This is a genomic window from Streptomyces sp. NPDC101165 (genome assembly GCF_044768135.1).
Lineage (GTDB): Bacteria > Actinomycetota > Actinomycetes > Streptomycetales > Streptomycetaceae > Streptomyces.
Map to the genome: position 1 here is coordinate 37,658 of NZ_JBIWPG010000020.1, position 25,767 is coordinate 63,424.

At 71.4% G+C, this 25,767-nt stretch carries 27 protein-coding genes and 1 pseudogene; 12 read left to right on the forward strand and 16 right to left on the reverse strand.

All coding sequences use genetic code 11. The annotated features are described in order from the left end of the window. Positions 1-13: 13 nt before the first annotated feature. The 4 genes from ACIRVH_RS34815 to ACIRVH_RS34830 form a co-directional block, all read right to left on the reverse strand. Entirely contained in the window at positions 14-640 is a 627-nt protein-coding gene (locus ACIRVH_RS34815) for a hypothetical protein (protein ID WP_403961877.1), read from the reverse strand. 30 nt (positions 641-670) lie between these two features. Further along, a complete protein-coding gene (locus tag ACIRVH_RS34820; RefSeq protein WP_403961880.1) occupies positions 671-1,363 on the reverse strand; it encodes a hypothetical protein in 693 nt (230 codons plus the stop codon). Then, positions 1,360-1,881, reverse strand: a complete 522-nt coding sequence (locus ACIRVH_RS34825; protein WP_403961883.1) for a SigE family RNA polymerase sigma factor — start codon at positions 1,879-1,881, stop codon at positions 1,360-1,362. The genes ACIRVH_RS34820 and ACIRVH_RS34825 overlap by 4 nt, the downstream gene beginning before the upstream one ends. Before the next feature lie 179 nt (positions 1,882-2,060). After that, positions 2,061-3,338 carry a hypothetical protein gene (locus ACIRVH_RS34830; RefSeq protein WP_403961886.1) on the reverse strand — a complete coding sequence of 426 codons (1,278 nt, stop codon included), beginning with the start codon at positions 3,336-3,338 and terminating at the stop codon, positions 2,061-2,063. Between the two features lie 429 nt (positions 3,339-3,767). Here ACIRVH_RS34830 and ACIRVH_RS34835 point away from each other — a divergent pair, with 429 nt between their 5' ends. Beyond that, positions 3,768-4,778, forward strand: coding sequence for a trypsin-like serine peptidase (locus ACIRVH_RS34835; protein WP_403961889.1), 1,011 nt, complete (start codon positions 3,768-3,770; stop codon positions 4,776-4,778). Positions 4,779-4,827: 49 nt separating this feature from the next. Here the strand turns inward: ACIRVH_RS34835 and ACIRVH_RS34840 are convergent, their stop codons facing one another. From ACIRVH_RS34840 to ACIRVH_RS34850, 3 genes are all read right to left on the reverse strand, one after another. After that, positions 4,828-6,123, reverse strand: a complete 1,296-nt coding sequence (locus ACIRVH_RS34840) for a DUF2637 domain-containing protein (RefSeq protein WP_403961892.1) — start codon at positions 6,121-6,123, stop codon at positions 4,828-4,830. A 99-nt stretch (positions 6,124-6,222) separates the two neighbouring features. Next, entirely contained in the window at positions 6,223-7,104 is an 882-nt protein-coding gene (locus tag ACIRVH_RS34845; protein WP_403961895.1) for a DUF3558 family protein, read from the reverse strand. Between the two features lie 126 nt (positions 7,105-7,230). Continuing rightward, on the reverse strand, positions 7,231-8,070 hold the full coding sequence (locus ACIRVH_RS34850) for a DUF3558 domain-containing protein (protein ID WP_403961898.1): 840 nt from the start codon (positions 8,068-8,070) through the stop codon (positions 7,231-7,233). Between the two features lie 216 nt (positions 8,071-8,286). Here ACIRVH_RS34850 and ACIRVH_RS34855 point away from each other — a divergent pair, with 216 nt between their 5' ends. Continuing rightward, the gene (locus tag ACIRVH_RS34855; RefSeq protein WP_403961901.1) at positions 8,287-9,480 is read left to right on the forward strand and encodes an RtcB family protein; all 1,194 of its coding nucleotides are present in this window, start codon (positions 8,287-8,289) and stop codon (positions 9,478-9,480) included. 16 nt (positions 9,481-9,496) lie between these two features. On the opposite strand, the gene ACIRVH_RS34860 is transcribed toward ACIRVH_RS34855, so the two are convergent. The 3 genes from ACIRVH_RS34860 to ACIRVH_RS34870 are packed head-to-tail and all read right to left on the reverse strand — an operon-like array spanning position 9,497 to position 10,808. Further along, on the reverse strand, positions 9,497-9,643 hold the full coding sequence (locus ACIRVH_RS34860; RefSeq protein ID WP_403961904.1) for a hypothetical protein: 147 nt from the start codon (positions 9,641-9,643) through the stop codon (positions 9,497-9,499). Then, complete coding sequence (locus tag ACIRVH_RS34865) at positions 9,643-10,416, reverse strand: SDR family NAD(P)-dependent oxidoreductase (RefSeq protein WP_403961906.1); 774 nt, start codon at positions 10,414-10,416, stop codon at positions 9,643-9,645. Before ACIRVH_RS34865 ends, ACIRVH_RS34860 begins: the two co-directional genes overlap by 1 nt. A gap of 53 nt (positions 10,417-10,469) precedes the next feature. Next, positions 10,470-10,808 (reverse strand): YnfA family protein, encoded by a 339-nt coding sequence (locus ACIRVH_RS34870; RefSeq protein ID WP_390771789.1) that lies wholly within the window; start codon positions 10,806-10,808, stop codon positions 10,470-10,472. A 117-nt stretch (positions 10,809-10,925) separates the two neighbouring features. On the opposite strand from ACIRVH_RS34870, the gene ACIRVH_RS34875 reads away from it, so the two are divergent. Both ACIRVH_RS34875 and ACIRVH_RS34880 read left to right on the forward strand, forming a co-directional pair. Then, positions 10,926-11,390, forward strand: a complete 465-nt coding sequence (locus ACIRVH_RS34875; RefSeq protein ID WP_403961911.1) for a hypothetical protein — start codon at positions 10,926-10,928, stop codon at positions 11,388-11,390. Positions 11,391-11,444: 54 nt separating this feature from the next. Then, positions 11,445-11,924 (forward strand): MarR family winged helix-turn-helix transcriptional regulator, encoded by a 480-nt coding sequence (locus ACIRVH_RS34880; RefSeq protein WP_403961914.1) that lies wholly within the window; start codon positions 11,445-11,447, stop codon positions 11,922-11,924. Here ACIRVH_RS34880 and ACIRVH_RS34885 read toward each other — a convergent pair. Continuing rightward, on the reverse strand, positions 11,921-13,327 hold the full coding sequence (locus ACIRVH_RS34885) for an MFS transporter (RefSeq protein ID WP_403961917.1): 1,407 nt from the start codon (positions 13,325-13,327) through the stop codon (positions 11,921-11,923). The genes ACIRVH_RS34880 and ACIRVH_RS34885 overlap by 4 nt on opposite strands. 103 nt (positions 13,328-13,430) lie before the next feature. After that, positions 13,431-13,835 (reverse strand): winged helix-turn-helix transcriptional regulator, encoded by a 405-nt coding sequence (locus ACIRVH_RS34890; RefSeq protein WP_393467149.1) that lies wholly within the window; start codon positions 13,833-13,835, stop codon positions 13,431-13,433. A gap of 133 nt (positions 13,836-13,968) precedes the next feature. Here ACIRVH_RS34890 and ACIRVH_RS34895 point away from each other — a divergent pair, with 133 nt between their 5' ends. From ACIRVH_RS34895 to ACIRVH_RS34925, 7 genes are all read left to right on the forward strand, one after another. Further along, the gene (locus ACIRVH_RS34895) at positions 13,969-14,859 is read left to right on the forward strand and encodes an NADP-dependent oxidoreductase (RefSeq protein WP_403961920.1); all 891 of its coding nucleotides are present in this window, start codon (positions 13,969-13,971) and stop codon (positions 14,857-14,859) included. 33 nt (positions 14,860-14,892) lie between these two features. After that, positions 14,893-15,321, forward strand: a complete 429-nt coding sequence (locus tag ACIRVH_RS34900) for a GNAT family N-acetyltransferase (RefSeq protein WP_403961923.1) — start codon at positions 14,893-14,895, stop codon at positions 15,319-15,321. An 81-nt stretch (positions 15,322-15,402) separates the two neighbouring features. Then, positions 15,403-16,518, forward strand: coding sequence for an LLM class flavin-dependent oxidoreductase (locus ACIRVH_RS34905; RefSeq protein WP_403961926.1), 1,116 nt, complete (start codon positions 15,403-15,405; stop codon positions 16,516-16,518). Next, positions 16,515-17,135 (forward strand): FMN reductase, encoded by a 621-nt coding sequence (locus ACIRVH_RS34910; RefSeq protein ID WP_403961929.1) that lies wholly within the window; start codon positions 16,515-16,517, stop codon positions 17,133-17,135. The genes ACIRVH_RS34905 and ACIRVH_RS34910 overlap by 4 nt, the downstream gene beginning before the upstream one ends. A gap of 123 nt (positions 17,136-17,258) precedes the next feature. Next, positions 17,259-17,996, forward strand: coding sequence for a response regulator transcription factor (locus tag ACIRVH_RS34915; RefSeq protein WP_403961932.1), 738 nt, complete (start codon positions 17,259-17,261; stop codon positions 17,994-17,996). Further along, the gene (locus ACIRVH_RS34920) at positions 17,996-19,429 is read left to right on the forward strand and encodes an ATP-binding protein (protein ID WP_403961935.1); all 1,434 of its coding nucleotides are present in this window, start codon (positions 17,996-17,998) and stop codon (positions 19,427-19,429) included. The genes ACIRVH_RS34915 and ACIRVH_RS34920 overlap by 1 nt, the downstream gene beginning before the upstream one ends. A gap of 402 nt (positions 19,430-19,831) precedes the next feature. Continuing rightward, entirely contained in the window at positions 19,832-21,100 is a 1,269-nt protein-coding gene (locus ACIRVH_RS34925; RefSeq protein WP_403961938.1) for an ArgE/DapE family deacylase, read from the forward strand. On the opposite strand, the gene ACIRVH_RS34930 is transcribed toward ACIRVH_RS34925, so the two are convergent. Together ACIRVH_RS34930 and ACIRVH_RS34935 are read right to left on the reverse strand one after the other, a co-directional pair. Then, on the reverse strand, positions 21,084-22,904 hold the full coding sequence (locus ACIRVH_RS34930) for a phosphatidylglycerol lysyltransferase domain-containing protein (protein WP_403961941.1): 1,821 nt from the start codon (positions 22,902-22,904) through the stop codon (positions 21,084-21,086). The two genes, ACIRVH_RS34925 and ACIRVH_RS34930, sit on opposite strands and share 17 nt — an antisense overlap. A gap of 102 nt (positions 22,905-23,006) precedes the next feature. Further along, the gene (locus ACIRVH_RS34935) at positions 23,007-23,243 is read right to left on the reverse strand and encodes a hypothetical protein (RefSeq protein WP_403961944.1); all 237 of its coding nucleotides are present in this window, start codon (positions 23,241-23,243) and stop codon (positions 23,007-23,009) included. 76 nt (positions 23,244-23,319) lie between these two features. Between ACIRVH_RS34935 and ACIRVH_RS34940 the strand changes: the two are divergent. Continuing rightward, positions 23,320-23,762, forward strand: a pseudogene (locus tag ACIRVH_RS34940) (M55 family metallopeptidase); the annotation flags it as partial. Positions 23,763-23,960: 198 nt separating this feature from the next. Here ACIRVH_RS34940 and pstB read toward each other — a convergent pair. Both pstB and ACIRVH_RS34950 read right to left on the reverse strand, forming a co-directional pair. After that, positions 23,961-24,815: a phosphate ABC transporter ATP-binding protein PstB gene (gene pstB / locus ACIRVH_RS34945; protein ID WP_403961947.1), complete on the reverse strand. Its 855-nt coding sequence runs from the start codon at positions 24,813-24,815 to the stop codon at positions 23,961-23,963. Between the two features lie 25 nt (positions 24,816-24,840). Then, positions 24,841-25,749, reverse strand: a complete 909-nt coding sequence (locus ACIRVH_RS34950; protein ID WP_403961949.1) for a sortase — start codon at positions 25,747-25,749, stop codon at positions 24,841-24,843. Positions 25,750-25,767 lie beyond the last annotated feature (18 nt).

Sequence of the window (25,767 nt, forward strand, 5' to 3'; positions counted from 1 at the left end):
CCCTCCTCTGCGTTCACCGGCTCTTCGCGGAGATGTCGCGGGTGGCTTCGAGCAGGGGCAGCTTGTGGACACCGTCTGCGGGCTGCTTGTCGGAGGGCGGTCCATCCGGCTGGACCGACATGACGATGACGATCTGGTAGTCGCCGGGGTGCTTGTCCACGTCGGACCACGTGGTGCCGCCGCAGAGGCGGTCGACCGTCAGGGTCTTGGTGTAGGGGCGCTTGCCGACGGGGTACGCGAGGGCCGCCCCGTTGACCGGACCGGTGTCGGCGGCGGGCTTCTGGCGGCCGACGATGACGCCGTGCTTGAGTAGGAGAGCCGTGGGCGGGACATCGACGATCGGCAGGAGGAGTGCCTCTGTCCGGTCGTGGGAGCTGATCTTGTAGGTGGTTCGCAGCGTGGAGCCTTGGCGCCGCAGGGACGTGACGGTCAGCTGCAGTGATTCATCGGGGCCGCTGACGCGGACTGGAGCTGCGATGGTGCTGCCGCAGGGCAGGGAGCGGTCCTGGAGCTTCACCGGCGGGGAGGTGGTGGTCGGGGCGGGGTGGGCCGGATCACCGGTCGCCGCATCGGAATTTCCCCCGCATCCGGCGAGGGCGAGCAGCAGGACGGGGACGGCGGGCAGCAGGGTGCGGCGCATGGGTTCCTCCGTGAGATGTCGAGAGGCCGTTCATTCGGACAGCGGGGCACGGGCGACGATCAATGAATCAGGGGGCCGGGTACCGGAGGACACGGTCTGCTGGGCGGCGAGGACGACGGCCACTTCGTAGCCGCCCCTCCACACCGAGCTCCAGGTGGTTCCCGCGCAGGGACGGCCCGGCACGGGCGCGAGCCGGACGCGGTGTGGACGGGCGGGGGCGATGGTCACCTGGCGCGCGGTGTTCTCGGATCCCGGTCCGGAGGGATCCTGACCGGCCACGACCCGGCCGTCCTTCAGGACGAGAACCAGGGGCCCGCCGGAAAGGACCGCCGGGGCAGTCGAGTTCACCGCGTAGGTGACCTGCGGGGCTCCGTCCGGGGCCGCGCGCACATCGGAGATGCGTACGGTCACGGCTCCGCGGCCGGTACTCGCCGGGATTCTCGCGCCGCAGGTGTGGTCAGGGAGTCCCGGAGCCGCGCTGCTCGCCGCCGAGGGCTGCCTGATCGAGGAGTCCGCCGGTGTCTTGGTCTCCGGTGTGGAGGCGGACGGCAGCGTGTTCAGCACCACCGCGGCGGCCACGGCCAGGCCTGCCCCGGCCACGGCGGCGTAGCGGGCGCGCCTGCGCCGGCGCACCCGGGTCCGGACGAGCTCGGTGTCGATCTCCGGTGGCGGTGTGCGGTGCGCGGCAGCCAGCAACTGTTCGCGCAGGTCCTCGGGCTTCATGTCTCCAGCCTTTCCTCTGCGACGTGATGCTGTGGTGGCCGCAGTTGGGCGCCCAGCCGTGCCAGCGCGTCGCTCAGATGACGCTTGACCGTCCCCTCACCGCAGCCGAGCCGCGCCGCGACGTCCGCGGTGGACATGTCCTCGTAGTAACGGAGCACCACGCAGGCCCGCTGCCTCGGCGACAGCCCGCGCATGGCGTCCATGAGGTCGATCCGGTGCAGGACGTCCGTGCTGTGGTCGGCGACCGGCTCCGACGACACGAGCCGTGGAAGCGCGCGGATCCAACGGGTTCGGCGCCGGTGCAGGTCCAGGTAGCGGTTGAGCATCGTGCGACGCACGTATGCCTCCGCCTCCCCCAGTTCCCACGCACGGCGGGGTCGGGAGAAGACCCGTACCAGTGCCTCCTGAACCAGGTCGGCCGCCTCCGCGCGGTCGCCGCACAGCAGGAAGCCGTACCGGTTCAGCTCCGCGCCGCGCTCCTGCGCGAGCTCGGACAGCAGCCTTGACCATTCGGCCACGTTCCCTCCGATCCCCTCACCCGGTATCACGAACAACTCGCCCGTCCGGTTGGGGCCTTCCGGCCGATGAGTTCGACCGGGCGGTCGTGGGCGGTTCCGCACGGGAGCCGCACGCACGCGTGAGGGGCACCACGGGCTCCGGGTGGTAGCTCCGTGGTGCCCCTTGCGGCGGCGCCGGATTACTGGTGAGGGTTCAGCTTCAGGTGGAAGTTGCGGAGGATGTCAGAGGCCTCCGTCCAGTACATCTCCCGCGTACCGCGGTTGGCGGAGACGATTCCGCGCGCCTGGCGGTGGGTCCTGTCGTTGACCGTGAAGACGAGGCCACCGGAGTCGCCCTGGGTGCAGGTGTAGGACCCGCGGCCCTGGACACCCCGTATGCGGTGGGTTGAGCCGTCATCCCACTGGATGGTGTACCTGTAGTCGTCGCTGGTGGTCTTGATGCCGCAGGGGACACCCCTGCTGTCGTAGTACGAGCGGGCGCCGTCCTGGCAGACCGTCTGTCCGTTGTAGGAATAGGCGTAGTTGTTGACGGCGTACCACTTGCCGGAGGGCTTGTCTGCCTCGTCCGAGTTGAAGCCCTTGCCGTTGTACAGGCCGCTGTCGATGAGCTGGGCGTCCCACCCGTCCTTGGTGCTGCTGATCTTGCCGAGGTAGTGGCCCTTGGTGCCGGTGTCCCAGTCGCCGGTGCGCGCGCCCTCACCGTAGACGCCCGCGCCGTTGGGGTAGCAGTGGGCAGCGGTGATGAGGTAGTCGCGTCCGTGCGAGTTCTCGGCGGCGATGCCGGAGGTGCAGTGATGGGCATAGCCGGGCGTGCGGGCGTTGCCGATGAGGGCGTCGCCGCCGATCTGCGGACGGGAGTCGTTCCAGCGCCAGGAGGCCGCCGTCTTAATCTTGCCGGATACGTAGGTGACGGGGATGCCGTCCAGCCGGTTGCGCTGTGCCTTGACCCGGCGCAGTGCGCTCGGCTTGACCTCGACGGTGATGCCGGAGCCGTCGGCCTTGGGCGAGGCGCCCAAGTACACCTCCTTCGAGGCGTCCTTGACGGCGCCCAGCGGGAAGATCTTGTCGATCTCCCGGTCCAGCGCCTTCCTGCTGAAATCGGCGTGCTGAACGCGTATCAGCGCGGTGTTGATCGTCGGGTGGGCGTGCTTGGCGGCGGCGATCAGCTTCGCGGCCCGGGCGCTGTCGGTGGCGTAGAGGGTGACGAAGCCGCCGTCCTCGTCGACGTGCTGGTCGCTGTAGGTGTCGGCGAACGCGCCACGGCCCTGGTCGCCGACGGCGTTGGCGACGGCGTTCAGCGGTGCGACCTTCTTGGCGTGCGCGAGGAGCGCCGCGTCGGTGGTGGTGGCTCGCTGTCCGTCGTTGGCCTCGGCCGCCGGCGTCGCGGTGACGGCGAGCAACGCAGCTAATGCCGAGGCGGTAGTGAGCGCGAGCAGCTTGGTACGGGAACCAGGCATGCGAATCCCCCTGAAAGATATGAATTTCCCCGTGTGACCATACGGTCGATCGTCATCGAAACTCAGAGCCTGATCTTCGTCAAGGGAATTATTTCGAGCCAATCTTGCGTCCGGGAGGGGGATGGAAAAGCGGAAGAGGCGATTCAGGGAATTTCGGTGAGCCGCTCCAGGTGATCTCCTTCTTTGCAGGTCAGACGCATGATGAGGTGTCAATTCGAAGTCGCCGAAATCTGAGCCCAAGCTCCCTTGTCGTGAAATGATTTATATCGAAACCTTCTAGGGCGGGGGTGCGTTGGGTGCCCGGAGCGCCAATCTAGACCTTGCATACTCAAGGCAAATAAAAGGTAAAAGTAAATAGTTCGACTCTCGGGTGATGGCCCCCTATTGTCGGCTCGTCCTGTCCGACAGCCCACTGGGGGAGTGCACTGAATGAAGAGCCATATAGTTTTACGCGGAGCCGCCGGAGCGATCGCCTTCCTGGTCTCGACGTCGGGTGTCGTAGGCACGGCCAGTGCCGCGGACCCGTCGCCTTCCGCGCACGTGGCGGCGCCCCGCTGGACCGCCGCGGCGGCGCACCGGTTCTGGACCGAGCGGCGCATGGCCGAGGCGAAGCCGCTTCCGGACCACCGGCGCCGGGCGCCGGCCGATGCCCCGTCTGGGAACACGGGGAGGTCCCTGTCGCAGCGTGCCGGGGTCGGCCCGGGGAGTTCGCACTTCGGCGGGCTGCCGATGATCGGGCGGATGTATGTGCAGAGGGGCGGCGGCTCCTACTTCTGCACCGCGAGTGTGATCAACAGTGCGCACCACAACATCGTGCTGACCGCGGGCCACTGCCTGGACTCCAGGGCCGGGGCCGGTTCCCTGGCGTTCGTGCCGCAGTGGACTGCGGCCAGGCCGCGTCCGCATGGGATCTTCCCGGTCGACACCGACTCCAGGGGGCGCAGCAAGGTCTGGATCGATCAGCGCTACTACGACCGCGGCCACACGAAGGGTGCGCCCTGGGACGTGGCGTTCGCACGGCTCGGGGCGCGCAGCGACGGCAAACAGGTGCAGGAGGTCGTGGGCGGCAATGCCCTTGTCACCGGGCGCGGTTACGCGTTTCCCCGAGTCAGGCTGATCGGCTATCCGGGCGCGGACCGGCAACCTCTGACCTGCACCAACTCCACGAGGAAGTTCACGCCGACCGACGGCACGCCCGGCTCGTACCTGCGGATCGCCTGCGACGACTACCGGTCGGGCACCAGTGGCGGCCCGTTCCTGGCGAACTTCGACACGCACACCGGGAGGGGCGACGTGGTCGGGAGCATAGGCGGTTGGAAGACAGGGGGGCCGACCGCCGACGTCTCCTACAGCCCGTACTTCGGCTCCGACGTCCGGCGTCTGTACAACGCGGCCGTGGCCGGCACCCCGCCCGCCCGGCCCGGAGTCCTGTCGCGATGACGGACGGGTGACAGGCCGCCGTCCGTCCCCCGCCCGGGGGGCGTAGGCGTTATGCGATGTGGTCGTCCTGCAGTTGCGCCGTGTGGCGGTTGGTGAAGCGGTTGACCATCCGTTCGGCGTCGCGCTGCGGCATGGCGATGCCGAACGTCGCCTCCACGTCGCCGCGGAACTGGCCGGCGGTGGGGTAGCTGCCGTCTATCGACTGGCGGAAGACCTGGTAGAAGGCCTCCTCGTCGGGTTCCGGCGGGCCGCCGCCCTCGCCCAGTTCGCGGGTGCGGTTCGGGCCCACCGGGATCGGGAAGCTGCCCGTCTCCTCCGACGGGTTGGGCTGCTGGAACTGCTCCGCGGGCTGCTCCTCGTACCACTCCTCGTACTGTTCCTCGGGAACGTACTGGGGGTCCGGGGGCAGGTGGTAGGCGGGGTCGTAGCCGCCGTGGTAGTCGACCTCGCGCGGGGTCTGGAACCAGGGGCTCTCTTCGTCCGGGACGTTCTCCGGTTCCGCGGTGCGCTGGTGGGGGAGCAGAGGGCGCTGCTCGCCGGGAGGTGCGGCCGCGCCCACCTGCGCCGCCCCAGCGGCACGACTGCCCGCAGCCACGGCGTCGGGCGCGGGCTGCGGGGTGCCCATCGGCTGCGCACCGGCCGCGGCCAGCTGGGGCTGCGGGGACGGCGGCAGCAGCGCCGGCTCGATGCCGGCCGCGGCCAGGCCCGCCGGGGCCGTCTCCGCCAGGGGTACGCCGTAGCGGGCCAGGCGCAGGGGCATCAGCGACTCCACCGGAGCCTTGCGGCGCCATGCCCGGCCGAAGCGGGCGTGCAGCCTCGCCTGGTAGACGAGACGTTCCTGCTCCAGCCTGATGACCTGGTCGTAGGAGCGCAGCTCCCACAGCTTCATGCGGCGCCAGAGGAGGAAGGTCGGGACCGGGGAGAGGAGCCAGCGGGTGAGGCGGACGCCCTCCATGTGCTTGTCGGCCGTGATGTCGGCGATGCGGCCGATCGCGTGCCGGGCCGCCTCGACGGCGACCACGAACAGGATCGGGATCACCGCGTGCATGCCCACGCCCAGCGGGTCCGGCCAGGCGGCGGCGCCGTTGAAGGCGATGGTCGCCGCCGTCAGGAGCCAGGCCGTCTGGCGCAGCAGCGGGAACGGGATGCGGATCCAGGTCAGCAGCAGGTCAAGGGCGAGGAGGACACAGATGCCCGCGTCGATACCGATCGGGAAGACGTAGGAGAAGTTCCCGAAGCCCTTTTTGATGGCCAGCTCACGGACGGCCGCGTACGAACCGGCGAAGCCGATGCCGGCGATGATCAACGCACCGGAAACGACCACGCCGATGAGTATGCGGTGCATCCGAGTCAGCTGCATTGGCGCGGCCACTCGTACTCCCCTCCCCTTGCGTGTTGTTGCGCGCAACAGAGTGGCATACGCGTGCGACGAACGTGAGGCCGGTCAGTTCTTAGCGGCGGCCGACTTGGACGGAGATGCGCTGGAGGCGGAGGACTTGGACCCCGACTTCGAGGGCGAGGAAGAGGGCTTCGTGGAGGAACTTCCCTTGGAACCTTCACCGTTGGCGGCCGTGACCGCCGCGATCGCCTCCTTGACGGCCTTCTCCGCCGCCTTGGTCAGCTCGTTCGGGTCCGGCGTGTTCTCGCCCGCGAGACCGGCGCCGTTGTAGTCGAGCGTGATGACCACGTTCTCGACCCGGGCGACCACCGTCTGCTGCTTGAAGGCGCCCTCCTTCTTCTTCAGGTCGTAGCGCACCGCCGTCGCCTCGGTGCCCGCTCCGGCGACCGGCGACGCCTTGGCGTTCTTCGCGCCGGCGACGCTCTGCGCGTCGCTGACCTGCTGGGCGTAGTACGTGTGCGCCTGCTTGTCGGCGGAGCCGCGGCTCGCGTCCGAGTCGAAGCGCAGCAGGGAGACGTTGAGCCAGCGGAACTGGGAGCCCTTGGTGCCGTTGCTGTCCAGGCTGCTCCAGGAGCAGGAGGAGCGGGCGGCGGTGTCGTCGGAGGTGCCCTCCTTGCCCGACTTGGCGCCCTTCGGTACCAGATTGCCCAGGGTGTCCTTCGACAGCACCGCGCACGGCTCGGGAAGCTTCTTGTACGCGGCCGCCTGCACGGTCGGGGAGGCGCTCGCCGAGGGCTGCCGGGTGGAGCCGCCGCTCGCGGACTGCTGGGCGTCGGCGCCGCCCTTGTCCTTGGAGTCGCCGCTGTCCGAGGAGCAGGCGGCGGTGATCAGGACCGCGGGAACGGCTGCCGCGCAGACAAGCACGCGGCGCAGGCGCTTGGCTCGCTGGTCTCGGGCACGGTCGTCTCGCTGGGCTGCTCGCTGCATGGTTCCTTCACTCGTGACGCTCGGTGTTCGTGCGGGTTCCTGCCGGGCCACCGTACGCGGTGAAGGAGCTGTGCGGTTTCCGTTCGCGCGCTTTGCCGGTGGCGGTGGAAGGGGCCTCGGCGGGGGTCAGCTGTTGAGCGCGTCGGCCAGTTGGGAGGCCAGATCACGGGCCCTGTCCTGCATTTCCTTGCTGTCCGGGACCGTTCCGGTGGCCGTCGGCTGCTCCTCGTACTCGATGGTGACGACGACGTTGGACGTGCGGAACACCACAGTCACCGTCCGCGGTTCGGCGGTCGAACCGGAGCTGCCCAGCTGATCGTCCAGATAGGCCTCGTCGCCGAGGTCGGTCAGCTCGCGGGGCTGCAGATCGGTCGGAGTGGCGTCCGGGGAGGTCTCGGTGGTGGAGGGGGACGCGTCGTCGCTCGCGGTGGCCGTGGGGGTGGGCGTGGGCGTCGCCGTGGCCGTCCCGGCAGAGGAGGCGGGGGTGGCGGGGGTGGCGGGGGTGGCGGAGCTCGGCTCGGGCAGGTCGGCGGCCGTCTCCTTCTCCTGGAACAGCTTCTGCGCCTGGTCGTCGTCGCTGACCGCGTTGTCGTACGACACCACGCGCTCGAAGTCGACGGCGAGACGGTCGGTGGCGTCGGCGGACTCCACCTTCCAGCGGCAGCCGACCTTGCGGTCGGTGTTGTAGGTGAGCGCGGCGTCGCCCTGGTACGCCCGGTCCCGCTGCTCGGGGTCGGTGAGCTGCTTGATGCCGGGCAGCAGCGAGTCGAGGGTGTCGTGGTCGATCACACCGCACGGCTCGGGGAGGGTGCGGTACTTGCCGGGCTGGGCCGCGACGGTCGCCGTACCGGCGTCGCCGGGGTTGGCGTTGTCCGTCGGGCTGTCGCCGCCGGAGCCGCTCGTGCAGCCGGCCAGCAGCGCCGCGAGGAGGGCGGCGGTGCCGGTTACGTACGCCTTCCGCTGCACGGTCGGTCTCCTCTCGACGGTGTCCACTCGCTCGGTGGTCCAGTGTCCCCGCTGGTTATTGGCTTGCCGCGGCGGGGCGCTCCCTGGACACAATGTGTATCGCACGCACTGCCGTGGACGCCGGTCCCTTGTCCCTTTTCATAGACCTTGGCGCCGATTTTGCGTTTTGATGCTTTTAAGCCATTTGTTGTGTTGCCGGGGGAATTGAGGAACGTCATGTCGTACGTGGAGATGCCGGGCGCGAAGGTACCGATCCGGATGTGGACGGACCCCGCGACGGTGGAGGACGTGGCCCTGCGCCAGCTCCAGAACGTCGCCACCCTGCCCTGGATCAAGGGCCTGGCCGTGATGCCGGACGTGCACTTCGGAAAGGGTGCGACGGTCGGGTCGGTCATCGCCATGCAGGGCGCGGTGTGCCCCGCCGCGGTGGGGGTGGACATCGGCTGCGGGATGTCGGCGGTGAAGACGTCGCTGACCGCCAACGACCTGCCGGGGGATCTGTCGCGGCTGCGGTCGAAGATCGAGCAGGCGATTCCGGTCGGGCGCGGGATGCACGACGACCCGGCGGACCCGGGCCAGTTCCACGGGCTGGCGACGGCCGGGTGGGACGACTTCTGGAAGCGCTTCTACGGCGTCGCCGAGGCGGTGCACTTCCGTGAGGAGCGCGCCACCAAGCAGATGGGCACCCTGGGTTCGGGCAACCACTTCATCGAGGTCTGCACGGACACCACCGGCGCCGTCTGGCTGATGCTGCACTCCGGTTCCCGGAACATCGGCAAGGAACTCGCCGAGCACCACATCGGCGTGGCCCAGAAGCTCCCGCACAACCAGGGCCTGGTCGACCGCGACCTCGCCGTCTTCGTCGCGGACACCCCGCAGATGGCGGCCTACCGGCACGACCTGTTCTGGGCGCAGGAGTACGCCAAGTACAACCGCATGCTCATGATGGCGCTCCTGAAGGACGTGATCCGCAAGGAGTTCAAGAAGGCCAAGCCGACCTTCGAGCAGGAGATCTCCTGCCACCACAACTACGTGGCGGAGGAGCGGTACGAGGGCATGGACCTGCTGGTCACCCGCAAGGGCGCGATCCGGGCCGGCTCCGGCGACTACGGGATCATCCCGGGCTCGATGGGCACGGGCTCGTACATCGTCAAGGGCCTCGGGAACGACAAGGCCTTCAACTCGGCCTCGCACGGCGCGGGTCGGCGGATGAGCCGCAACGCGGCCAAGCGGCGCTTCTCGACCAAGGACCTGGAGGACCAGACCCGGGGCGTGGAGTGCCGTAAGGACTCCGGTGTCGTGGACGAGATCCCGGGCGCCTACAAGTCCATCGACCAGGTCATCGACCAGCAGCGGGACCTGGTGGAGGTCGTGGCCAAGCTCAAGCAGGTCGTGTGCGTGAAGGGCTGAGGACGGCCGCCGTGCGTCACTTCGCGTGGCGCACGGCGTAGATCATCACGAACGCCACGAAGTGGATGCCGAAGAGGAAGTAGGCCAGGAAGTACCAGACCTGCCGTTCGTTCTTCGTCTCCTGGGCCAGACGGCGCTTCTCGAGCGAGTCCTCGTCCGCCATCACAGCTCCCGGTGCACCTTGGTGTTGGAGGCCTGGGCGCGGGGGCGCAGGACCAGGAGGTCCACGTTGACGTGGCTGGGGCGGGTGACCGCCCAGGTGATCGTCTCGGCGACGTCGTCGGCGCTGAGGGGCTCGGCCACGCCCTGGTAGACCTTGGCCGCCTTCTCCGCGTCGCCGCCGAAGCGGGTCAGCGCGAACTCGTCCGTCCTGACCATGCCGGGGGCGATCTCGATCACCCGGACCGGCATGCCGACGATCTCCAGACGCAGGGTCTCGGCGAGGACGTGCGCGCCGTGCTTGGCGGCCACGTAGCCACCGCCGCCCTCGTAGGTGCCGTGGCCCGCCGTGGAGGACACCACGACCACCACGCCGTCGCCGCTCGCCTCCAGCTTGGGGAGCAGGGCCTGCGTGAGGTTCAGGGTGCCGAGGACGTTCGTCTCGTACATCGTGCGCCAGTCGGCCGGGTCGCCGGTGGCCACCGGGTCCGCGCCCAGCGCCCCGCCGGCGTTGTTGACCAGCACACCGATCGTCTGGAAGGCGGTGGCGAACTCGTCGACGGCCGCGCGGTCCGTCACGTCCAGCTGGTACGCCGTCGCCGCGTGGCCGGCCCCGTTGATCTCCTTCGCCAGCGCCTCGATGCGGTCCACGCGGCGGGCCGTGAGGACGACGCGGTAGCCGGCCTCGGCGAGCTGCCGGGCCGTGGCGGCGCCGATGCCGCTGCTCGCACCCGTGACGACGGCGATGCGGGAGGCTGCGGACGGGGCGGGGGCCATGGGCTGCTCCTGGAGGAGAGAAGGGTCGGCGCTCCGTCCAGCGTATTCGAGGCTCAGGCGCCGCCTCTCGGGGCCCACATGATCACGGCCATGCCGGCGAGGCAGATGAGGGCACCGGTGATGTCCCAGCGGTCGGGCCGGAAGCCGTCGGCGACCACGCCCCACAGGATCGAGCCGGCCACGAAGATCCCGCCGTACGCGGCCAGGATGCGGCCGAAATGCGCGTCCGGCTGGAAGGTGGCGACGAAACCGTAGGCGCCCAGCGCGAGGACCCCGCCGGTCATCCACAGCCAGCCGCGGTGCTCGCGCACGCCCTGCCAGACCAGCCAGGCGCCGCCGATCTCGAACAGCGCGGCGACGACGAAGAGGGCGGCGGAGCGGAGGATCGACATGGCGGCAGCTTCGCACGCGGGTGCGGTGTCACCTGTTGGAGGGCGCCTGACGACCGGCTCGCGTGGCATACATCCGTACGGCATACCGGACGAGGTCGGAGGCGAGGTGGCATGCGGATGAGGGCATGGGTGCTGGGTGCGTGCGGTGCCGTGATGGTGGCCGCGGGTGTGGCCGGGCCCGCCGGGGCCGCGACCGACACGGAGGCGGATCTGTCCTTCCACGGGAGCGCCGTCATGAACGGGGACCAGGTGGAGGTCCGGGTCAGTCCGCACAACGACGGGCCCTCGGCCGTGGCGGGTGCGAGTGTGCAGCTGCGCTGGTCGGTGCCGCTCGCCGAGCGGCAGCAGCTGCCGGACGGGTGCGCGCGGACGGACGAGCGGACGCTGGTGTGCGACACCGGGGCGCTGGCCGAGGGCGAGACCGGGGAGCAGCTCAGGCTGGCCGTGCGGCTCGCGCAGGTGCCGTCGGAGTTCACGCTGGAGGTGGACACCGCCTGGAACGGCGGTGTCGTCGACCGGGACCGCTCGAACGACCAGCTGAAGGTCCTCGTCCTCGACACCGGGGACGCGTACGTCTTCTGAGGTGTCCGGACCGTCGTACGATCTCTGCACCACGCAGACGAAGGGGAGTGCGGCATGGCCGGGAACGGGACCGGGCGGTCCGGGCTGCTGGCGGAGCTGTCCGTGGTGTCCCGGCGGTACATGGCGTCGTACGCCCTGTTCAACCAGGCCGTCGCCGACCGGATCGGGCTGCACCCCACCGATCTGCAGTGCCTGAACCTGCTCACGCTGGAGGCGGAGCCGGTCACCACGGGTCGGGTCGCGGAGCTGACCGGGCTGACGACCGGGTCGGCGACCCGGCTGGTGGACCGGCTGGAGCGGGCCGGGTACGTCGGACGGCAGCGGGACGACACGGACCGGCGCCGGGTGCTGGTGGCGACCGTGCCGGAGAAGATCGCCGAGTTCGGGCGGATGTGGGACTCGCTGGCCGGCGACTGGTCGCGGATCTTCGACGAGCTGGACGACGCCGAGCTGGCCGTGATCGTCCGGCACATGGAGCGGACGGTGGAGTTCAGCGGGGAGCAGATCGCCCGGCTGCGGGAGGGGCGCGGCTAGGCGGTGTCCTTCGGCCGGTGTGCCGTCTGGGCCACGAGGAGGAGCAGCAGGCCGCAGGCGGCGACCGTGATCCAGCCCGGCCGGGACGCGTGGGCGAGCCCCGCGGCGCTGGTGCCCGCGGCCAGGCCGCCGGCGATCGCGATGCCGAGTGCCGAGCCGAGCTGGCGTGCGGTGGAGGTGATGGCTCCGGCCACACCGGCCCGGGCGGGAGGCAGCCCGCTCACCGCGGTGTTGGTGATCGGGGCGTTGGCGAAGCCGAATCCCGCGCCGATGAGCGCGTAGGCCGCAAGGAGCAGCGGCAGGCCCGTGTGCGGGTCGAGCCCGAGCAGGCCGAGACCGCCCGCGGTGATGAGGCCGCCGGCCAGGAGGAGTGGCAGCCGGGGTCCGGTACGGCCGACCAGGTGGCCGGACAGGGGTGCGCAGACGGTTGCCCCGAGGGCCATGGGCAGGGTCGCGGTACCGGCGGCCAAGGGGGTCCATCCCCGGGTGTGCTGCAGGTAGAGGGTGTTGAGCAGCAGGGTCACGTTCAGGGCGACGAAGACCGCCACGGCGCCGAGGACGGCGCCGCTGAAGGCCGGCCGCCGGAAGAGCCGCAGGTCCATGAGGGGCTCGCGCCGACGGCTCTCGACCCGCACGAAACCGGCTGTCGCCAGCGCCGCGACCGCGTACCCGGCCAGTGCCGCGGGCGAGGTCCAGCCGATGCGCGGCCCTTCGATGAGGACGGCGACGGTGACCCCGACGACCGCGGTCAGCAGGATCTGACCGGGGACGTCGAGCCGCCGCCCGCCGCGCGCGGCCCGGGACTCCGGCACGAACACCGCGCTGAGGACGAGGGCGGCCACGATGACCGGCGCGTTGATCCAGAACACCGACCGCCAGCCGAACGCCGCGATGAGTGCGCCGCCCGTGACCGGGCCCGCGGCCATGCTGAGCCCGAAGACCGACGCCCAGACGCCGATCGCCTGCGCGCGCTCCCTCGGATCCGGCATGGCGTTCACCACGATGGCCAGCGCCACGGGACTCAGCATCGAGGCGCCCACTCCCTGCAGCGCGCGGGCCCCGACGAGCACGCCCACCGACGGTGCGAGTGCGCACAGCAGCGAGGCGGCGCCGAAGACGGCCAGGCCCGTTCGGAACACCCGGCGGCGGCCCAGCCGGTCCGCCAGCGCGCCGGAGGAGATCAGGAGACTGGCCAGGACGAGCGTGTACGCGTCCACGGCCCATTCGAGGCTGCGTGTCCCGATGCCCAGACCGTCGCCCATGGCGGGCAGGGCCACGTTGACGATGGTGGTGTCGAGACCCACCAGGAACATGCTCAGACAGCAGACGGCCAGCACCGTCCAGCGTCTGCGTGCGCTGAGGAGGGGCGGCTGGACAGGGGGCGGCGCGGCGATTGCGGTCACGGCCTACCTCGCGGTCGGGGAAGCGTCTGTCCGGCCATGCTGTGGCCGGACACCGGCCGCGCCCCAGCCGTTTTGCCGAGGCGGCAAAAGGCCCGTCCCCCGGCTAGGCGGGGTTCTCCGCGTCGTACCGCTCGCGGGCTTCCTGGACCTCCTCGAAGTGGGTCTCGGCCCACGTCTTCACCGCGGTCAGCAGGCCGGCGAGGCTGCGGCCGAGCGGGGTGAGTTCGTAGTCGACCCGGACCGGGACGGACGGGGTGACCGTGCGGGAGACGATGCCGTCGCGCTCCAGGGTGCGCAGGGTCTGGGTGAGCATCTTGGGGCTGACGCCGGCGACCTTGCGGCCGATGTCGCTGTAGCGCATGGGGCCGGGGGACAGAGCGGCGACGACGAGGCCCACCCACTTGTCGCTGAGCCTGCCGAGGAGGTTGTTGGTGGGGCAGGCCGCCAGGAAGGCGTCGTAGTCGATACGGGCCTGCTCACGCCGCTGGGCTGCGCTCATGGTCGCCATGGCTCTCCTCCGGGTCCCCTACGCACTCTCAGGTAACTACTTACCGATGGATAGTAGCTCTCCTATGGTTGGTGCTGCGGCCGGGAAATTGCCGCGAAGTACATCAAATACCTTGAAATCGGGGAGAGTTGACATGCGTGCTGCTGTGGTGACGACGTTCGGCGGTCCGGAGGCCGTGGAGATCGTGGACGTGGCGGTGCCCGAGCCGGGGGCGCGGCAGGTGCGGATCAAGGTGGCGGCCGGCGCGGTGAACCCCGTGGACCTGGCCCTGCGGGCCGGTGCCTTCGGCGGCGCGGGCGGGACGCTGGGGCTCGGCTGGGACGTGGCCGGGACGGTGGACGCCGTGGGCGAGGCCGCGGCCTGGCAGGTCGGCGACGAGGTGGTGGCCCTCGCGGCGGGCGTGACCGATCCGCTGGGCACGCACGCCGAGTACGTCGTCGTACCGGCGGACGCGGTGGCCAAGGCCCCGGCCACGGTCGACGCGGTGCACGCCGGCACCCTGCCGCTGAACGCGCTGACGGCGATCCAGGCCCTCGACCTGATGGAACTGGCGCCGGGTGCGTCGCTGCTGGTGACCGGTGCGGCGGGCGCGCTGGGCGGGTTCGCCGTGCAGCTGGCCGCGCACCGGGGGATCGCGGTGACCGGGCAGGCCCGGGCGGCCGACGAGGAGCTGGTGCGGTCCTTCGGCGCCACGGACTTCACGACCGAGGGCGCCGCCCCGGCGAGCGTGGACGCGGTGCTGGACGCCGCCATGCTCGGGGAGTCCGCGCTGGAGTCGGTGCGCGACGGCGGCGTCTTCGTCAGTGCCCGGCCCGGCGGGCAGCCCGACTCCGTCCGCGGAGTGCGCACCACGGCCGTGATGGTGAGCGCCGACGGGGCCCGGCTGGCGGAGCTGGCCCGGCTCGTGGACGAGGGGGTGCTCAGCCTCCGGGTGGCCGAGACCTACGGCCTGGAGGAGGCCGCGAAGGCGCACGCACGGCTGGCCGAGGGCGGGGTCCGGGGCCGCCTGGTGCTGGTCCCGTAGTCCGGCTGGGGGTGTGCCCCCTAGGGTGCGGACATGAAGATCATGGAGCTGGAGCCGGGGGACCCGCGGCTCGGGACCGAGGTGCTGCCCGTGCTGCGGGAGCTGCGTCCGCATCTGACCGAGGAGCTGTTCGCCCGGGTGTACGAGGAGGGGAGCGCGCAGGGGCTGCGCTTCTCCGCCGCCTACGACGAGGACGGGGCCTGCGTGGGAGTGGCCGGCTGGCGGGTGCTGGTCAACACCGTCTCGCTGCGTCAGCTGTACGTCGACGACCTGGTGACCGCCGCGGCCGCCCGGTCCGGCGGGGTCGGCCGCGCACTCCTCGCGCACCTGGAGGAGCGCGGCCGGGCGCTCGGCTGTCATGAGCTGAACCTCGACTCGGGTACCCAGCGCACCGACGCTCACCGCTTCTACCTGCGGGAACGCATGGAGATCGGGGCCTTCCACTTCGCGAAGACGCTGTAGGGGGACGCCGGGAATAGCTCGGACCGGGCCACCGTTCCAGGGGTATAGTTGAACCGTCAACAACCTGGAGGGTGAGCGACCATGCAGTTCGGGATCTTCACGGTCGGCGACGTCACGCCGGACCCCACCACGGGGCGCACGCCGACCGAGCGCGAGCGGATCAAGGCCATGGTCGCCATCGCGCTCAAGGCCGAGGAGGTCGGCCTCGACGTCTTCGCCACCGGCGAGCACCACAACCCGCCCTTCGTGCCGTCCTCGCCGACGACGATGCTCGGCCACATAGCGGCGCGGACGGAGAACCTGATCCTCTCCACCTCCACCACGCTGATCACCACCAACGACCCGGTGAAGATCGCGGAGGACTACGCGATGCTCCAGCACCTGGCCGACGGGCGGGTCGACCTGATGATGGGCCGCGGCAACACCGGGCCGGTCTATCCGTGGTTCGGCCAGGACATCCGTGAGGGCATCAACCTCGCCATCGAGAACTACGCCCTGCTGCGCCGGCTGTGGCGCGAGGACGTCGTCGACTGGGAGGGCAAGTTCCGCACGCCGCTGCAGGGCTTCACGTCCACGCCGCGGCCGCTGGACGACGTGCCGCCGTTCGTCTGGCACGGCTCCATCCGCTCCCCGGAGATCGCCGAGCAGGCCGCTTACTACGGCGACGGCTTCTTCCACAACCACATCTTCTGGCCCGCCGACCACACCAAGCGGATGGTCGAGTTCTACCGGAAGCGGTTCGCCCACTACGGGCACGGAACGCCGGAGCAGGCGATCGTCGGGCTGGGCGGTCAGGTGTTCATGCGCCGCAACTCGCAGGACGCGGTGCGTGAGTTCCGGCCGTACTTCGACAACGCGCCGGTGTACGGGCACGGGCCGTCGCTGGAGGACTTCACCGAGCAGACCCCGCTCACGGTGGGCTCCCCGCAGCAGGTGATCGAGAAGACGCTGGGCTTCCGCGAGTACGCCGGCGACTACCAGCGCCAGCTGTTCCTGATGGACCACGCGGGTCTGCCGCTGAAGACCGTGCTCGAACAGCTCGACATGCTGGGCGAGGAGGTCGTACCGGTGCTGCGCAAGGAGTTCGCGAACGGGCGCCCGGCGAACGTGCCGGATGCTCCCACGCACGCTTCCCTGCTGGCCGCCGCCACTGACTCCGCTGCCTCTTCCGCATCCGAAGGAGTGACCGCCGAATGAAGCTCGTCGTCGTCTCGGCGGGGCTGAGCGTCCCGTCCTCCACCCGGCTGCTGGGCGACCGGCTGGCCGCCGCCGTGGACCGTCGCACGCCCGTCGACCTCCAGGTGATCGAGCTGCGCGACCTCGCGGTCGAGATCGCGCACAACTTCACCAACGGGTTCGCGGGCCGCGCCCTGGCCGCCGCGCAGGACGCGGTGACCGAGGCGGACGGGCTGATCGCGGTCACGCCCGTGTTCAGCGCGTCGTACAGCGGGCTGTTCAAGTCGTTCTTCGACGTGCTGGACAAGGACGCACTGGCGGGCAAGCCGGTGCTGATCGCGGCGACCGGCGGTACCGCCCGCCACTCCCTGGTGCTGGAGCACGCGCTCCGTCCGCTGTTCGCCTACCTCCGGGCCGTGGTCGTACCCACCGCCGTGTACGCCGCCTCGGAGGACTGGGGCGCGGAGGGCCTGCCCGAGCGGACCGAGCGGGCGGCGGGGGAGCTGGCGGCCCTGATGCAGGGGCTGTCGGCGCCCCGGCGGGCCGGGGACGGCCTCCCGGCCGAGGACGAGCTCCCGGCCGAGGACGACCTCGTGGTCGTGCCGTTCGAGGAGCAGCTGGCCCGGCTCGGCGCGTGACGGTGAAAAGACGGTAGGCCTCCGCTCCGGGTTGCTCCTGTGACGGTGAGAGGCGGGTAAAAAGGGTGATCGTAGACCCGCTCGTCCCGGCCGAACCGGCGGAGGCCTTGGCAGACTGGGGACGTGCCCCAGAATGTGCTGCTCGCCGAAGACGACCGTGCCATCCGTCATGCCCTGGAGCGTGCCCTGACCCTGGAGGGGTACGAGGTGACGGCGGTGGCCGACGGCGTGGAAGCGCTGGCACAGGCCCACCGGACCCCGCCGGACGTCCTCGTGCTCGACGTGATGATGCCGGGCATCGACGGGCTCCAGGTCTGCCGGGTGCTGCGGGCCGAGGGCGACCGCACCCCGATCCTCATGCTCACCGCCCTGGTGGAGACCGCCGACCGCATCGCGGGCCTGGACGCCGGGGCCGACGACTACGTGGTCAAGCCGTTCGACGTGGAAGAGGTCTTCGCACGGCTGCGGGCTCTGCTGCGCCGTACCAGCCCGGTACCCGCGGGCGGTGGCGGCACCGCGGGCCCCGGCGGTGACGGCGGGCGGGAGGCGCAGGTCTCCGACCGGCAGGTGGAGGCCGCCGGGATCCGGATGGACCTCCAGGCCCGCCGGGCCTGGCGCGGCCGGCGCGAGCTGGAGCTGACCCGCACCGAGTTCGAGCTGCTGGAGCTGCTGGTCCGCAACGCGGGCATCGTCCTCGACCACTCCACGATCTACGACCGCATCTGGGGCTACGACTTCGGTCCCGGCTCGAAGAACCTCGCCGTGTACGTCGGCTATCTGCGCCGCAAGCTGGACGAGCCCGGCGCTCCCCAGCTGATCCACACCGTCCGGGGCGTGGGTTACGTGCTGCGGGAGGACTAGTGAGCCGCCGCTGGCGGCTGCCGGCCGGGCCCCGGCCCAAGCTCGTGTCCCTGCGCACCACCTTCGCGGTGTCCTTCGCGGCCGTCACCGCCGCCGTGACCATCCTCGTCGGCATCCTGTCCTACGGCTCCGCCGCGCGCCTGGTCCGGGTCGACCAGCAGTCGGTGTTCACGCAGGTCGTCCAGGACGTGCAGGACGAGGTGCGGCAGCACGAGATGGTCCCCGAGGACTTCTCCTCCTCCCGTCCCGGCCATGATCTGGTCCGGCCGGCCCGGACCGACGTACAGGTGCTCGGCGCGCAGGGGCAGATCGTCGACCACGGCAGTCCGGTGCTGCCCGTCACCGTCCGGGACAAGGGCGTGGCCACCGCGCAGGGGGCCGGCAGGGTGGTCCAGCACAAGGACGTCCGGGTCGGTGAGGACCTGTTCCGCATCGCCACCGTCTCCCTCGGGGACGGGAAGGGCGCGGTGCAGGTCGCGCAGGAGTTCAGCGACACCGAGGATCTGCTGCGGGCGCTGCAGCAGCGGACGCTGATCCTGATGGCCGCTGTCGTGGTCGCCGCGGGGCTGTTCGGCTGGTGGCTGGCCCGCCGGATCACCATGCGGCTGGTGATACTGACCTCCGCCGCGGAGGACGTGGCCCGCACCCGTCAGCTGGGCATCGAGGTGCCCGTCGCGGGTCTGGACGAGGTGGGCCGGCTCGGCCGTGCCTTCGACCGGATGCTCGGCCGGCTCGCCCAGTCGGAGGAGGACCAGCGCAGGCTGGTCCAGGACGCCGGTCACGAGCTGCGGACACCGCTGACCTCGCTGCGTACGAACATCTCGCTGCTGCGCAGGATCGACGAGCTTCCCCCGGCGACCCGGGAGGAACTCGTCGCCGACCTCACCCAGGAGGCCCGGGAGCTGACCGACCTGGTCAACGAGCTGGTCGATCTCGCGGCCGGGCAGTCCGACGCCGAGCCGCCGCAGCGGGTGGACCTCGCCGACATCGCCGAGGACGTGATGGGGCTGGCCAAGCGGCGCACCGGCCGGGAGATCGTGCTGCGCACCAGTGGCGACACGCGCACCGACGGGCGGTCCGGGATGCTGCAGCGGGCCCTGTCCAACCTGGTCGAGAACGCGGCGAAGTTCGACCGCGACGGCAAGGCGCCCATCGAGATCAACATCACCGGGCCCGCGCGGCTGGGGACCGTCCGGGTCGAGGTCCTGGACCGGGGTCCCGGTATCGCCGAGGGCGACCTGATCCGCATCTTCGACCGCTTCTACCGCGCCGCCGACGCGCGGTCCCTGCCGGGGTCGGGGCTCGGCCTCTCCATCGTCCGCGAGGTCGCCATGGCCCACGGCGGCGCACCGTTCGCCTTCCGGCGGGAAGGCGGCGGGGCGGTCATCGGGTTCACGGTGGGCGGGGGGATCGTGGGCAGCGGGGGGAACTGAGGGCATCCGGGGCGGGACGCCTCGGTTTCGCCTTCGGCGGGATTTCGTTCCCACCCGCACCACCCGTGCAACTTTCGTCGTCGGGTGCGGGTGGCCCTTGTGGGGCGGGTTCGCCGTCGGCGGGTGCGGGGGTCGGTGGGGTGTGCGGCTTTCGTGGTCGGGTGTGGGTGGACCGTGCGGGGTGGGTTCGGCGTTGGCGGGTGCGGGGGTCGGGTGGGGCGTGCGGCTTTCGTGGTCGGGTGCGGGTGGGCCTTGTGGGGCGGAATTGCCGTCGCGGCGGGCGTGGGTGTGGGCGGTGGGGCCTGATCGTCGTCAGTGGTCTGCTCTGTGGACGAGGGCTGTTCCCGGTGGGTCGGCGGGGTCATGATCGGGGTGGGAGTTGACCTCGGGAGGGGAGTCGTCGTGCTCAGTGATCAGGAGGCTGCCGTTCTCGCCTGTGTCGACGAGGCGGCCGTCGGGCGGATGCTGCTGGAGTTGATCGCGATTCCGAGCGTGACGGGGAGTGCCGCCGAGTCGGAGATCCAGCATCGGCTGGCGGGGTGGCTGGAGCGGCTCGGGCTCGAGGTCGATCTGTGGTCCATGGATCTGCCCGCGCTGCTGGCCGACCCGGCGTTTCCCGGCATGGAGGTGCCGCGCGAGGAGGCGTGGGGTCTGGTGGGGGTCAGCGAGGGGGGCGGGGACGGGCCGACGCTGGTCCTGCAGGGGCATGTGGATGTCGTGCCGCCCGGGGACCTCGCCGCCTGGGACGGGGATCCGTTCGTGCCGAGGGTGACCGGGGATGTCGTGCACGGGCGGGGGGCCTGTGACATGAAGGCGGGGGTTGTCGCTCATCTCGCTGCGCTGGCTGCGATCCGGGCTGCCGGGGTGCGGTTGCGGGGGCGTGTCGCCGTGCACTTCGTCGTGGGCGAGGAGGACGGGGGGATCGGGGCCTTCGGGACTCTGAAGCGGGGGTACGGCGGCGATGCCTGCGTCATCACCGAGCCGACCGGTGGGACCCTCATCACCGCCAACGCCGGGGCGCTGACCTTCCGCCTGTCCGTGCCCGGTCGGGCCGCTCATGCCAGTTCGCGGGACGCCGGGGTCAGTGCGATCGACGCCTATGTGCCGCTCCATGAGGCGCTGGCCCGGTTGGAGGCCGCCCGCAACGCCGGTCCCTCGCCGCTGATGGCCGAGTATCCGATCCCGTACGCCCTCTCCGTCGGGACCCTGCGCTCCGGGGACTGGGCGAGCAGCGTGCCCGATCTGCTGGTCGCGGAGGGGCGGCTCGGGGTGCGGCTGGGGGAGGAGCCGGGCGAGGCGCGGGCGGAGTTCGAGCGGTGTGTGGCCGAGGTGTGCGCCGGTCATCCCTGGCTGCGGGAGCATCCGGCGACGGTGAGCTGGCCGGGCGGGCAGTTCGCGAGCGGGCGGCTTCCGGAGGGGCATCCGCTGCGGGACGAGGTGCGCGACGCCTGCGCCGACGCCAACGGCTGGGCCACCCGGCCCCGGGAGCGCGGGGCGCCGTACGGGAGCGACCTGCGGCTGTACGCGGGGGCCGGGATCCCGACGCTGCAGTACGGGCCCGGGGACGTCCGGGTCGCGCACAGTCCCCGGGAGTCCGTCTCCCTCCGTGAGGTGGTGGAGGTGGCGCGGACGCTCGTGCTCACCGTGCTGCGGACTACCGGCGTGAAGTGAGCTCCGGGCAGCCCGGCTGCCTGCGGCGGGTGAAGGCCGGCAGGGTGGGTGGGGCGAGGAAGCCCTCCGCCCGGGCGCTGGCCAGGCCGATGCGGGGGATGTCGCTGCTCTTCGCGAAGAGGAGGAAGCGGGGTTCCCAGACCGGGCGGTACTTGGCGTTCGCGCGGTACAGGGACTCGATCTGCCACCAGCGGGAGAAGAAGGTGAGGATCGAGCGCCAGAGGCGGAGCACGGGCCCGGCGCCGAGACGGGAGCCGCGTTCGAAGACCGAGCGGAACATCGCGAAGTTCAGGGACACCCGGCCTACGCCCAGCTCCTCGGCCCGCAGCAGGAGTTCCACGACCATGTACTCCATCAGGCCGTTCTCGCAGTCGCGGTCGCGGCGCATCAGGTCGAGGGAGAGACCGGCCTCGCCCCAAGGGACGAAGCTGAGCAGGGCCCGCGGCACGTCGTTCGCGTCCCGGCACTCCAGCATGACGCAGCGGCCGTCGCCGGGGTCGCCGAGGCGGCCCAGGGCCATGGAGAAGCCGCGTTCGGTGGCGCCGTCGCGCCAGTGGTCGGCGCTGTCGACGAGGTGGGCCATCTCCTCGTCGGGGATCTCCTCGTGGCGGCGGATGCGGACCGTGTAGCCGGCCCGGCGGACGCGGTTGTGGGCCTGCCGGACCACGCGCATGGCCCGGCCTTCGAGGGTGAAGTCGGCCAGGTCGACGATCGCCTCGTCACCCAGTTCGAGGGCGTCCAGGCCGTGGCGGGAGTAGATGGTGCCCGCCTCCTCGCTCGCGCCCATGACGGCCGGGGTCCAGGCGTGGAGGCGGGCCTCGGCCAGCCAGGCGTCGATGGCGCCGGGCCAGGCCTCGGGGTCGCCGATGGGGTCTCCGGAGGCCAGGCTGACGCCGCCGACGACGCGGTAGGTGACGGCCGCCTTGCCGCTGGGGGAGAAGATGACGGCCTTGTCGCGGCGCAGGGCGAAGTAGCCGAGGGAGTCGCGTTCGCCGTGCCGGTCCAGCAGCGCACGCAGCTTCCGCTCGTCCTCCTCCGCCAGCAGGCACTCGCCGCGCGGGGCGCGGAAGCAGGCGTAGAGGACCAGGAGGAAGGTTGCCGCGACCAGGACGTTGACGATCACGTCCGTCCAGCGGGGCGCGTCGACGGCGGCGACGCGGTCGGCGAGCGGGCCGACGCTGATGCCGCGCAGCAGGGTGTAGGCGATCTCGTCCTCGAGGGTGGCCCCGGGCAGCTTGTTGGTCGCGTGCACGAGCAGGGTGCCGAGGGCGGCGCTGAGCAGCGCGCCGCCGGCGCCGACGGCGAGCGCCAGGCGCGGGTTGGAGCGGTCGCCGATCGCGTCGAACTCACGCCGGCCGATCAGCAGGGCGGCCACGAACAGGCCGGTCAGGACGGCGGAGAGCCAGTTGAAGAGGTGCTCGCGGTAGGGGTCGCGGGTGAGGGCGAGGACGTAGAGGGAGAAGAGCGGACCGGCGAGGAGGAGGTTGAAGACCCAGGCCGCTCGCTTGCGGCGGCGCATCACGATCGCGAGGAAGAGGGCGAGGGCCGCCGAGCCCAGGCCGGCGGTGGCCAGGTAGGGCGTGAAGAACGCGCCTCCGTTGTGCTCGTGCACCTCCTCGCGGAACGGCAGCGAGACGACCGCCGCGATGTTGAGCACCACCTGCAGACGCAGGTACCAGACGGTGGCCGTCGCCGCCCGCTTCCGCAGTCGGCCGTCGCCGGTGGACGGGAAGGGGATGCGGGCACGGCGGTTGCGCTGAGCGGGGACCTGTGGGGTGGTCAGGCTCGACTGTTGTGCGGGCATGGTGGCGGGCACCTTGGGGAGGAGGACGGGGCTACGCTGACCCTACAGCCCGTAGGGTAGCGTGTATGTGTACAGGTGTACACATACCTGCTTCACAGGATCTCATCCCGGACCTTGGCCGCCCCGCCGGGCCGCCGCAAGGGTCCACGCGAGATTGCCCACCGCCGCCCCGGCCGCCACCGCGGCCACGATCACCCCGCCGGTCGCCAGGCCGTCACTGAACAGGTGCGGGCGCCGGTCGAGGCTGTGCAGCCCGAAGCCGCACAGCTCGTACACGCCGACGGCGGCGACGAACAGGCTGACGATCAGCAGGGTCAGTGTGGGGGCGAGAGCGCGCATGCAGACCTCCTCCGCCGGGCTCGGTTTCGCTTCCGTGTCCTGCATGGTGCTCCCCCGATGAACAGACGTGTGGCCGATGGCGGTTGGGAACCTACATTACGTAGGGTCGGTTGGGGCCGGAGGCGTGGCCGAGGACGTGAACGCCGCGGTGCGCGGCGCGCCGGCGGCGCAGCCCCAGCAGATACTGATGCCGGAGGGGCTCGGGCCCGAGTACGACGTCGCGCTCTGTGTCGGATACCACTCCAGGGCCGGTGCCCTCGGCGTGCTCAGCCACAGCTTCGTGGGTCATGCGATCGAGGACGTCTGGTCGGCCGGCCGCCCCGTCGGGAGATCGGCCTCGCCCATACCACCGCGGCGGCCCCGGGCGTCCCGGTGGTGGCCCGCACGGGTGACGACGCCGCGTGCGCGGAGATGACGGAGGGGGACGCGTCGGTCGTCACCGTCCCCGTGAAGGACGCCCACGACCGGTTCGCGGCCGGGCTGCGCCCGGCGGACGAGGCACGCGCGGCCATCGAGGAAGGGGCGGGCGCTGACCCCCGGGCCGGTGCGCCCCGGGCCTCCGCCGCCGAGCCGCCCCCCGCGGTCCGCCAAGCGCTCCGCCGGATGTGCCGCGATGTGCCGTCGGTCGTCCGCGGCACCGTCGTGGCTGGTCGCGCACCGCGGCGGAGCCGCAGATCGACACAGCCCCGCGCCCCTTCAGGGCGCGCGAAGCGCGCATCAGCCGAAGCGGCCCGCCACGTAGTCAGCCGTGCGCTGGTCCGCCGGGGCGTTGAACATCTGCTCGGTCAGGCCGTGCTCGACGATCCCGCCGGGGGTGCCCTGTTCGGCGAGGAAGAAGGCGCACTGGTCGGAGACGCGGGCCGCCTGCTGCATGTTGTGCGTGACGATCACGATCGTGACCTGGCCCGCGAGTTCGTGGATGGTCTCCTCGACCCGGCGGGTGGAGGTCGGGTCGAGCGCCGAGCACGGCTCGTCCATGAGCAGGACCCGGGGCCGTACGGCCAGTGCGCGGGCGATGCACAGGCGCTGCTGCTGGCCGCCCGACAGCGCGCCGCCGGGCTGGCGGAGCCGGTCGCGGACCTCCTTCCACAGACCCGCGCGGGTCAGGGACTCCTCCACCAGCTCGTCCCTCTCACGGCGACCCGCGCGGGTGCCGGTGAGCTTGAGGCCGGCCACCACGTTGTCGTAGATCGACATCGCGGGGAACGGGTTGGGCTTCTGGAAGACCATGCCGATCCGGCGGCGGGCGTCGGTCAGGCGGCGCTCGGGGGCGTAGATGTCCTCGCCCTCGAAGAGCACCTCGCCGCCGAAGGCCGCACCGGGGATCAGCTCGTGCATGCGGTTCAGGGTGCGCAGGAAGGTCGACTTGCCGCAGCCGGAGGGGCCGATCAGCGCCGTCACCCGGCCTGCGGGCATGGTCAGCGAGACCCGGCTGAGCACCTGGTGGCTGCCGAACCAGGCCGAGACCGCGCGGGCCTCCAGGGTGGCGGGCGCGGCGCCGGGGACGGGGGCTGCGACGGGCAGTACGGCGGTGTCGGTCACGGCGGTGTCGGTCACTGCGGTCTCGGTCATGGTGGCCACCTCTGGTCGGGCAGGGTTACAACAGGTTCGGGAGCAGCTCGGTGGTGCGTGTGGCGACCTGGAGGCCCAGCACGGCGACGACCGGCGCGAAGACGATCCACGTCTGGTGCCGGCCCCAGCGGTGCCACGTCCACACCGCGGCGATGGAGGCGAGGAGCAGGGCCTGCAGCCACAGCACGAGCGGCCAGGGCACCCCGGAGGGGCGGGCCAGCGGCTGCTCGGAGTCCGGCAGGGTGCCGGAGCGGATCACGGCAGCCGGGGTCTGGAAGGGCGCGGAGATCAGGTCGGCGTCTACGCGCAGGATGCCGCCGGGCATGAAGCCGGGGCCGGTCGCGGTGACCAGCACCAGGCGGCCCTTGCCCGTGGCCGCGGGGACGGGTGCCGGGTCGCCGGCCCGCCGTACGTCGATGACCTGGTACGTGGCCTTGCCCTGGCCGGTGGTCACGGTGAAGGTGTTGCCCGCGGTGAGGTCGGCCAGGTGCCCGAACGGGGCGCCGTACGCGGCCGCCCGGCCCATCAGCACGCTGGTCCCGGCCTGCCCGGGCATCGGGGTGTCCCGGCGGTGACCGGGGCCGTCGGTCGTGACGGCGGAGTCGGTGCCCTCGAACACGACCTGGTTCAGGCCGAGTCGCGGTACGTCGACGAGCGCGACCGGTGTGCCCGGCGCGAGCAGCTTGCCCTGCTGGTCGGTCTGGGACACGGGAGCCGTGCCCAGGGCGAGCTGCTCGCGCAGCTCGTCGAACGCGGCGTGCTGCGCGCTGTGCTGCTGGATGCCGCTGACGAGCAGCAGCTGGGCGGTGATGCCGAGCAGCAGGGCGGCGAGGCTGAGCAGACCGCCGCGGGCCAGGTGGCGGACGGCGGTGACACCGCGGACGCGGGTGCGCGGCGCGGCCGGTGCGAGCGTGGTCGGTACGGCGACGGTCACGTCGGCCCGCCTCCTTCG